This window comes from Thiobacillus sp. (assembly GCF_024708915.1).
On record NZ_JANJXQ010000013.1, the window covers coordinates 1 to 9,223 of the forward strand.

The window sequence follows — 9,223 nt, forward strand, 5'->3', positions numbered from 1 at the left end:
AGGGACCGACCTGGCTTCGACGTGGGTTGCAAAGCAGCGTAGGGCATACCGAGGGTCAGAGCACCTCGTAAATCCAACTGAAAAACTTTAGTCGCAAACGACGAAAACTACGCCCTGGCCGCTTAAGGTCCAGGACTCACACCAGTCTGTTCATGGGCTGGGCCGGGTCAAACCGGCAGTGAGTTAATTCACATGAAATCGTGCTCATCCGGGTCGCTTGGATGAGTGCCAAATCCAAGGCGACTCGGCAAAATCCAGCCTGTTCGGCGGGCGTGATCAAGCTTAAAGCTTAAAAACACCGGACTAAGTATGTAGAACTGCCTGTAGAGAGCTTGCGGACGCGGGTTCGATTCCCGCCGGTTCCACCATTTCATGTTCCAAAGAAGTCCGAAAAAGGCCGAAATCCTAAATAAAACAAGGATTTCGGCCTTTTTCATTTCCGATGGCATGCAGTAACATCCATTGAAGTCCGGCGGTTTATGCAGCAACTTTCGCAGTAACAGCACTTTTCCTGTTACAGCATTCCGGGAGTTACTGCATGACAAAGGATCTCATCAAGTCGGATCCCACCATCAAGGCGACCAAACCCCAAGCGGCCCCCTATCGCCTTTCTGACGGCAGCGGGCTTTATTTGCTTGTCCGCCCCGATGGGAAAAAGTGGTGACGGCTCGACTACACCCACGAAGGCAAACGCAAGACCCTTTCCCTGGGGACCTATCCCGCGCTGGCGCGGACCAAGGCCGCCAAGGAACGCGAACTGGTATCGCGTCGAGGTACGCTGCGAAATCAGCGAAATTAGTGCTGTGGCAATGACTTGCCCGTGATGCCTTTCGGCGAAATGAGCGAAATCAGGTGCCGACACAGTTACTTGTCGCCTGTTATGGCAATAATTGCGACAAACAATACCGTTTGTGCGACAATATCTCCATCCAGTCGAGCTGGGAGGTTTCCATGTCCGAACGCATCAATGCCCGTCTATCCAAGCCCTTGGCCGAGTTCGTGGATCGAATGGTCGGCGAGACGGGTCTTTACGAAACGCCAAGCGAGTACGTCCGCGACCTGATCCGCCGCGACATGGAGCGGCGCGATGGTCAGTTCGTGCAGCACGCCATCCTTGCCGGTTACCGCGACTTGGCTGCGGGTCGTGTCTTCGCGTCTAGCGGCGACTTCAAGGCCGACATGGCAGCACTCGACCGCAAGGAAGCCGATGGCTGGCAATGACGTACCTTCGCCCGCCACGTTCTTCCTGACCCGAACTGCGGCGCTGGATTTGCGCCGTATCCACACGCGGTCACGCCACGAATGGGGCGATACCGTTGCCGACCGCTACCTCGCCGACCTGTACGCGGCGATGGGTAACGCTGCAGCCAGTCCGGAGAAGGGCCGCCTTCGGCAATACCGCTCGACTTCGTTTCTGATGGTTCCGGCGCGGCAGCATTTCGTCATCTATGACCTCGTGCCGCGAGGCATCGCCGTGCTGACGGTTCAGCATCAGGTGCGCGACATCGAAACCCTGATCACCGAACTGACCCCAGCCTTCCACGCCGAAGTCGAGCGGCTGAAGCGGAAAGCCTGATCGCAACCTGCCGAGCATCCGGCAAGTCACCCCGTACGTCGACTTACCCGTAATCTTGCACACGCCCGCTGCATTACTATTCAATTGACAGAGACGGTATTGAACCGCTCAATCGTCCGCCACGATATTTCCGCTTCGCCAGCCGATACAGCGCGGGAAGGTCCGGCAAAATCGATTCCGTCGGGCCGGGCCGATGGTTTACAGGGGTTTTTTTTCGCTCGCGATGGGTGCCGCCCGCCAGGCGACATAGATGCCGACGAGGACCGCGCTCATGCCGACGATCTGGATAGAGGTCAGCGATTCGTCGAGGAACAGCCACGCGAACACAGCGGCGGCGACCGGCGCGGTGAGCAGCGCGACCGAAGAAAAGCTCGTCGGCAGGTGGGCCAGGCCCCAGACGATCAAGCCCTGGCCAAGACCCTGAGAGATGACGCCGAGCGCGATCATCAGCCCCCACCCGCGCGGCGTCTGGGGGATCAATGAGTGGCCGCTGGCCAGCGTGACCAGCACCAGTATCGGCGCTGCAATCAGACAAGTCCACAGGTTGATCTCGGTACTCGATAACCGTCCACGCAACCGGCTCGCACCGATAATATAACCGGCGTAAAGGATGCCCGCGAGCACACCCAGGCCATCGCCAATCAGGTGTTCGGTGCCGATATCGAGGCTTTGCCAGGCCACCAGTACCCCGCCGACGAGGGCAATCGCCACGCCAAACCCGAAATTCCGGGTGACACGGGTGCCGAACAGCAGCCAGCCGCCGATGACGACATAAATGGGTTGTGCATTGACAAACAGCATTGAGTTGGCCGCCGCCGTACGCTCGATAGAGGCGTGCAACGACACCAGATCAGCGGCGAACAACAGGCCACAGAGCAACAGCAGCGGGACATGTTTCCCGGATGGGGGTCGTACCCCGGTCTTTGGCCTCGACAACCAGAACCAGAACGCGAATACCGGCAACGCCCAGATCATCCGGTGGGCTGCCGATGCTACCGAAGTCAGCTCGCTGAGTCGAACAAAAACCGGATTGGTTGCTACCGCCACGGCACCCAGCACGACGGCCAGCGGTGCGAATCGAGTAAGGTCTATGAGAGTGCTCCCCAGCCGGGTAGAAACAGGCCATCATCTGGTCCGCGTGCGTGAGGTGATCATATCATCGGCAAGATGCCGCACATCAGCACGGTGGGGCTTTTGCGAAGATCGTCGAATCTCGCATCGACGATGTCCTGCGCACCCTCGATGATCATTGGGCGGTGGGGCAGCCGGATATCGGTCAATGGCCCTTGATCAAGCCGTCGCCAAGATCTTGGCCGGCCATGTCCGGCCTCACGGAAGCCCACTCAATAACCCGCCCGCGACACCGCTGCCTACCACGACCAGCCACGGCGGCAGCTTCCAGAACATCAGGGCGACCAGCGCGACCAGGGCCAGACCGAAATCTTGCGGCGCGTGAATTGCGCTCGTCCATACAGGTTGATACAGGGCTGCCAGCAGCAGGCCCACCACGGCCGCTGATGCCCGACAACGCAGCTTGCGCCCGGACATTGCGACGCAGGCGCTCCCAAAACGGCAGGGCACCCGCGACCAGCAGGAAAGAGGGGGCGAAGATCGCCAACAGGCAGATCATGCCCCCCAGCCAGCCGGAAGGCGTTTCGTTCATCGAAGCGCCGAGAAACGCCGCGAAGGTGAACAGGGGGCCAGGAACGGCCTGCGCCGCGCCGTAGCCCGCCAGAAAGAATTCGTTGTCGACCCAGCCGGGGGGTACGACCTCGGCTTGCAGCAGGGGTAGCACGACATGCCCTCCGCCAAATACCAGCGACCCGGCTCGGTAGAAAGCATCGACCATGGCGAGTGTCTGCCCCGGAAACAGTGCAGTCAGCAGCGGCAGCCCCATCAGCAGGGTAAAAAACAGCGCCAGCCAAAGCAAGCCGGCACGACGCCTCATCGCAATGGGCAATGGGTCATGGGCTGCCCCCTGCTGAGGCTTGAACAGCAAGAGGCCGATGATCGCAGCAATCACGATGACTCCCACCTGCCCCCATGCGGACGGCAGCAGAAGAACGAAGCAGGCCGCCGCCGCCATTATGGTGACGCGCGGTGCATCCGGGCAGAGATTGCGGGCCATCCCCCATAGCGCCTGCGCGACCACCGCCACGGCCACCACTTTCAAACCGTGCAGCACGCCAGCCGGGATGACATCCCCGTAACTGGCCATACCCTGTGCAAACAGAATCAGGGCTATCGCGGACGGCAGAGTGAAGCCCGCCCATGCGGCCAGTGCGCCGGCGTAGCCGGATCGGGACAGTCCGAGTGCGATTCCGACCTGGCTGCTCGCTGGTCCCGGCAAGAACTGGCAAAGGGCGACCAGGTCTGCATAGCTGCGTTCGGTCAGCCACTGCCGCCGCGTCACGAATTCATCGCGGAAATAGCCCAGGTGGGCGACCGGGCCTCCGAAGGAGGTCAGGCCCAAACGGAGAAAAACCAGAAAGACCACCCACGGGCTGCGATCCGCTTTTGCGGTATCGGTCATGTGCTCACGTTTGGTTCTGTCCGATGCCTTGGGTGAGCGGGGCTCATTCACACTGCTTCATTCACAACGAAAGGAATCGCTTCTCTGACTCTATGGTGAAACAGGCAAATACGGCTTTACAGCCCCGACTCGCCCAGTCCACCGTCTATTTATTTACTGTCCGGCATTCATGCCAGCGGCGATGCGCTCCGGCAATTCGGCAGGGTGTGCGCCGCCCCCTGCCACAAAACTGCATTGGCGAACCGCCATCGTCGACCTGCTGAAGCGCCTCGACATCGACAGCAGCTTCACAGCGCACAAGGAGCTGGCCACCGAACGGGGTTGTCCCGCCGAGCTGATTGAACGGCGACGACAATCCGCTCGGCGACATCGTGCGGATACCTTCCGCCGCTAACCTTCCACCCTGCCCTCGGCGGGTTTGCCGCCACGCCCGGCCCTGACCTTCTGCTCGATCCTGGCGCCGACATCCGGGTCGATGGACTTCCAATAGTCGAAAGCGCGTTCGAGTACCGGTGAGCGGACCCCGCCGAGCAAGCTGCCGGCCACCTGGTCGACCAGCGCCGCGCGCTGGGCGTCGTTGAACACCTTGCGGACCAGATTCCCGGGCTGGGTGAAGTCGTCGTCTTCGGCGCGCAGGGTGTAGGCGCTGCGGACCATCTCGCCGTCCGCTTCCCAGCCGTCTGCGACGGGACCGGTTTCATCCGCCCAGGGCCGGCCACCGCTGTTGGGCACGTAGGTGGGTGCGTTGCCGCTGTGGGTGTAGGTCATCTGGCCGTCGAACTGATAGGTGTTCACCGGCACCTTGGGCTGGTTGACCGGAAGCTGGTGAAAGTTGGTTCCGATGCGGTTGCGCTGGGCGTCGTTGTAGGCGAAGGCCCGGCCCAGCAGCATCTTGTCTGGCGACAATCCGATACCCGGTACCGTGTTCCCCGGCGAGAAGGCGGCCTGCTCGATCTGGGCGAAGAAATTCTCCGGGTTGCGGTTCAAGGTCATCGTGCCGACGCGGATCAGCGGATAGTCCTGGTGCGGCCAGGTCTTGGTCAGGTCGAAGGGGTTGATCCGGTAGGTCTTCGCGTCGGCATAGGGCATGATCTGAACCGAGAGTATCCACTGTGGATGCTCGCCACGGGCGATGGCCTCGAACAGGTCGCGGCGGTGGAAGTCGGCGTCGATACCCGCCATGGTGGCGGCCTCGGCGTTGGTGAAGAACGCCATGCCCTGCTGGGTGTGAAAATGGTATTTCACCCAGAACCGCTCGCCCTTGGCGTTGACCCACATGTAGGTGTGGGAACCGTAGCCGTTCATCTGCCGCCAAGTGCGCGGCAGGCCGCGCTCACCCATCAGATAGGTCACCTGGTGCGCGGTCTCCGGGTTGCCGGTCCAGAAATCCCACTGCATGTGGTTATCACGCAAGCCGGAGTCGGCAAGCCGTTTCTGGCTGCGGATGAAGTGCGGAAACTTCATCGGATCGCGCACGAAAAACACCGGCGTGTTGTTGCCCACAAGGTCGTAATTACCTTCGCTCGTGTAGAACTTCAGCGAAAAACCGCGCACGTCGCGCCAGGTGTCCGGGCTGCCCGCCTCGCCGGCCACGGTGGAGAAACGCGCCAGCATCTCGGTCGAGGTGCCCTGCTGGAACAGCGCCGCCCGGGTATAGGCCGAGACGTCATCGGTTGTTTCGAACACGCCGAACGCGCCCGAGCCCTTGGCATGGGGTTGACGCTCGGGAACTTTCTCCCGGTTGAAATGCGCCATCTGCTCGAGGAAATGCACGTCGTGCAGGAGAATGGGGCCGTCAGGGCCGACCGTCAGGGAATTACGGTCGCTCAGCGCCGGTGCGCCAGTGCTCATCGTCGAGCCGGTGGTCTTGGAATCTGCCATAGTCGGTACTCCTCTCTGTAAACAAATTTCGAGCCCCAGCCAGCGACTATCGTGCTTCAAAGGCTGGGGGCCACCTTTGAAATACTCCTCCCTTATTCCAGACTCGTCTACCCGCCCGACCTCGACGTGCTGTGGCAGGGCGTGGCCGACAAGACCAAGCCGGATGCCGCCAAGATCCACTTCATTCGCCGCCAGCCCCGGTAAAGCCGGCAGGACAGCGCCGTGCTATGCTGGACGGCATTTCAAGGAGAAGGCGTGCTCAAGATTCTGCTGCTGATTGCAATCGTTTTTCTGGTGCTGGCGCTGTTTCGCGCCTACCAGCGCTCGCTCAACAAACCGCCCGCGCCGACGCGCGAGCAGACCGTCGAAGACATGGTGAAATGCGTGCATTGCGGAGTGAATCTGCCGCGCAGCGAGGCCATCTATTCCGGCGGCGAATTTTTCTGCAGCCCCGAGCACCAGCAACGCGGCAAAAAATGAACGCCGCGGCACCCCCCATGCCGCGCCCGGCCGCTCAAGGCTACTATGCGTCGCACTGGCGCAGCCTCGATTACTTCAATCTGTATCGCCTGACCCTGGCGGTGGCGCTGGTGTTCACCGGGCTGCTGTTCGACGCCTCGGAGCTGTTCCGCGAAGGCGCATCCGCGCGTTTCCAGGCCTTCGCCTATGCCTATCTGCTGATCGCGGCACTGTTCGTGCTGGGCATCCGCGCGCGCTGGCCGGGGTTCCAGATCCAACTCACCGCCCACATCACCGCCGATATCGTGCTGGTGATGCTGATGATGTCGACCAGCGAACGGCTGGCAGGCGGCATGGGTCTGCTGCTGGCGATTTCCATCGCCTCGGGCGGCCTGGTAGGCAGCGGGCGGCTGACCCTGCTGTATGCGGCGATGGCGTCGATCGCCGTGCTGCTGCAGCATGCTTTCGGCATTCTCGGCGGCAGCCAGAGGATGGACAGCTTTTTCCAGGTCGGGCTGCTGTGCGCCGGCTATTTCGCTATCGGCTGGCTGGCACACGCGCTGACCCGGCGCGCGCTGCAGTCGGAAACGCTGGCGCAGCGCCAAGCCGACGAGCTGGCGCTGCTGAACCGCATCAACGCGCTGGCGATCGAGAACTCGCCCGACGGCCTGCTGGCGGTGCGCGGCGACGGCGTGGTGCGCCACGCCAGCCCGCGTGCGCTGGCGCTGCTCGGCATCACGGCGCCGGTGGCGCCCGGCGTCACCCGGCTGGCCGACTGCGCGCCGGAGCTGGCGCGCGCCCTGTCGCAGCAATGCAGCCCACAGACCACGCATACCCTGAGCACCCAGGCGGCACAGTTGCGCATACGCTGTATCCCGCTTGCGACGCCGGACGACAGCCGGGTGCTGGTACTGGAAGACCAAAGCCAGGCCGCGCAGGCGGCGCAGCGGCTGAAGCTGGCGGCGCTGGGACGGCTCACCGCCAATATCGCACATGAAATCCGCAATCCGCTGTCGGCCATCAGCCAGGCAGCGCAGCTGCTGCGCGAGGACACGCACGATCCGGCGCAAGCGAAGCTGACCGCCATCATCGAAAACAATACCCGCCGCCTCGACCGCCTGGTGGAGGAGGTGCTGACGCTCAACCGGCGCGACCGCCTCAGCCCGGTTGGCTTCGGGGTCGCGACGCTGGCCGCCCTGATCGACGAACTACGCCAGACTGAAGAAATCCCGGCGGATGCCGTCATAGTCAGCATGCCCGATACCGCGCATTTTCAATTCGACCCCGACCATCTGCGCCAGATCGTGTGGAATCTGCTGCGCAACGCATGGCGCTTTTGCCGCAAGCAGGCGGGCAGTATTCATATCCGTCTGCTGACGCAGGGCGAGACCGCGCACCTGGAGATCAGCGACGACGGTCCGGGGCTGACGCCGGAACACCAGAGCCGGCTGTTCGAGCCGTTTTTCACCACCGATGCGCAAGGCACCGGGCTCGGCCTGTTCCTCGCGCGCGAGCTGGCCGAGGCCAACCACGCGGTGCTGGCCTACGTGCCCGGTACGGATGGCGCATGCTTCCGTCTCAGCGTACACGGCAGGGAATAGCCATGGCCGCCTCTCCGCGCATACTGCTGGTGGACGACGAGCCCGACCTGCTCGACCTGATGGAGCTGGCTCTGGTCAAAATGGGGCTGGAAACCGATCGCGCGAACAGCGTGGCCGAAGCGCAGACCCGCCTGGCGCAGACGCACTACGACCTCTGCCTCACCGACATGCGGCTGGGAGACGGCGAAGGGCTGGACGTGGTCGCCTGCGCCAGTGCCCTGACGGCGTCGGTTCCGGTGGCCGTCATCACGGCCTACGGCAATGCCGGTAATGCGGTCGCCGCCCTGAAAGCCGGGGCCTTCGACTACCTGGCCAAACCGGTGGCGCTCGACCAGTTGCGCGCATTGGTCAAATCCGCGCTGAACATTCCTGAAACCGCCCAGGCAGACGTTACTGCACGCGACCTGATCGGCCAGTCAGCAGCCATGCAGGAAATCCGCGCACGCATCGCCAAGCTCGCCCGCACCCAGGCACCGGTGCATATCGCCGGCGAATCGGGCAGCGGCAAGGAGCTCGCCGCACGGCTGATCCACCGGCTGGGCAACCGCTCGGACAAACCCTTCGTCGCCGTCAATTGCGGCGCGATCCCCGAAACACTGATGGAAAGCGAATTTTTCGGCTATCGCAAAGGCGCGTTCACCGGCGCCGACGCCGATCGCAGCGGATTCTTCCAGGCGGCGGACAGCGGCACCCTGTTCCTCGACGAAGTCGCCGACCTGCCCTTGTCGATGCAGGTGAAGCTGCTGCGCGTGCTGCAGGAAAAAAAAGTACGCAAGGTCGGCGCCACCGCCGAAGAAGCGGTTGACGTGCGCATCGTCAGCGCGACCCATCAGAATCTGGCCGCGCTGGTGGAGGCCGGGCGTTTCCGCCAGGATCTGTATTACCGCCTGAACGTCATCGACCTGGTGATGCCCAGCCTGCGCGAGCGCGCCGAAGACATCCCCGAAATGGCGCGTTTCCTGCTCGACAAGCTCGGCGGCGGCGAGGTCAGACTCGACCGCGACGCCGAAAAGGCACTGCGCGCCTACGCCTTCCCGGGCAACGTACGCGAACTCGAAAACACCCTGGAGCGCGCGCTGGCATTGTGCGAAGACCGCCACATCCGCAGCGCCGACCTCAACCTTGCGCCGGCCCCGCTCCCGGCCAGCGCCGCCGCCGGCTGCAAATATCCGC

At 62.8% G+C, this 9,223-nt stretch carries 10 protein-coding genes, 1 other RNA gene and 1 pseudogene; 9 read left to right on the forward strand and 3 right to left on the reverse strand.

The genetic code is table 11. The features are described 5' to 3' along the window. Nucleotide 1: 1 nt before the first annotated feature. From ssrA to Q0L94_RS01280, 4 genes are all read left to right on the forward strand, one after another. Nucleotides 2-368: a transfer-messenger RNA gene (ssrA, locus tag Q0L94_RS01265) on the forward strand. Between the two features lie 170 nt (nt 369-538). After that, entirely contained in the window at nt 539-664 is a 126-nt protein-coding gene (locus Q0L94_RS01270; RefSeq protein ID WP_296749324.1) for an Arm DNA-binding domain-containing protein, read from the forward strand. A 287-nt stretch (nt 665-951) separates the two neighbouring features. Next, entirely contained in the window at nt 952-1,221 is a 270-nt protein-coding gene (locus Q0L94_RS01275) for an addiction module antitoxin (protein ID WP_296749326.1), read from the forward strand. Next, a complete protein-coding gene (locus Q0L94_RS01280; RefSeq protein WP_296749328.1) occupies nt 1,208-1,576 on the forward strand; it encodes a type II toxin-antitoxin system RelE/ParE family toxin in 369 nt (122 codons plus the stop codon). The genes Q0L94_RS01275 and Q0L94_RS01280 overlap by 14 nt, the downstream gene beginning before the upstream one ends. A gap of 198 nt (nt 1,577-1,774) precedes the next feature. Here Q0L94_RS01280 and Q0L94_RS01285 read toward each other — a convergent pair whose 3' ends face one another. Both Q0L94_RS01285 and chrA read right to left on the reverse strand, forming a co-directional pair. Then, the gene (locus tag Q0L94_RS01285; protein ID WP_296749330.1) at nt 1,775-2,635 is read right to left on the reverse strand and encodes an EamA family transporter; all 861 of its coding nucleotides are present in this window, start codon (nt 2,633-2,635) and stop codon (nt 1,775-1,777) included. Nucleotides 2,636-2,905: 270 nt separating this feature from the next. Further along, a pseudogene (chrA, locus tag Q0L94_RS01290) lies at nt 2,906-4,109 on the reverse strand (chromate efflux transporter). Between the two features lie 169 nt (nt 4,110-4,278). Between chrA and Q0L94_RS01295 the strand changes: the two are divergent. Then, nucleotides 4,279-4,503, forward strand: coding sequence for a DUF3597 family protein (locus Q0L94_RS01295; RefSeq protein ID WP_296749332.1), 225 nt, complete (start codon nt 4,279-4,281; stop codon nt 4,501-4,503). Here the strand turns inward: Q0L94_RS01295 and Q0L94_RS01300 are convergent. After that, entirely contained in the window at nt 4,500-5,990 is a 1,491-nt protein-coding gene (locus tag Q0L94_RS01300; RefSeq protein WP_296749334.1) for a catalase, read from the reverse strand. The genes Q0L94_RS01295 and Q0L94_RS01300 overlap by 4 nt on opposite strands. 51 nt (nt 5,991-6,041) lie before the next feature. On the opposite strand from Q0L94_RS01300, the gene Q0L94_RS01305 reads away from it, so the two are divergent. The 4 genes from Q0L94_RS01305 to Q0L94_RS01320 form a co-directional block, all read left to right on the forward strand. Next, a complete protein-coding gene (locus tag Q0L94_RS01305; RefSeq protein ID WP_296749336.1) occupies nt 6,042-6,194 on the forward strand; it encodes a hypothetical protein in 153 nt (50 codons plus the stop codon). Nucleotides 6,195-6,245: 51 nt separating this feature from the next. After that, complete coding sequence (locus Q0L94_RS01310) at nt 6,246-6,470, forward strand: PP0621 family protein (RefSeq protein ID WP_296749338.1); 225 nt, start codon at nt 6,246-6,248, stop codon at nt 6,468-6,470. Between the two features lie 17 nt (nt 6,471-6,487). Then, nucleotides 6,488-8,050 (forward strand): ATP-binding protein, encoded by a 1,563-nt coding sequence (locus tag Q0L94_RS01315; protein WP_296749339.1) that lies wholly within the window; start codon nt 6,488-6,490, stop codon nt 8,048-8,050. A gap of 2 nt (nt 8,051-8,052) precedes the next feature. Beyond that, the coding region (locus Q0L94_RS01320) for a sigma-54 dependent transcriptional regulator (RefSeq protein WP_296749341.1) at nt 8,053-9,223 on the forward strand (1,171 nt) is incomplete at its 3' end.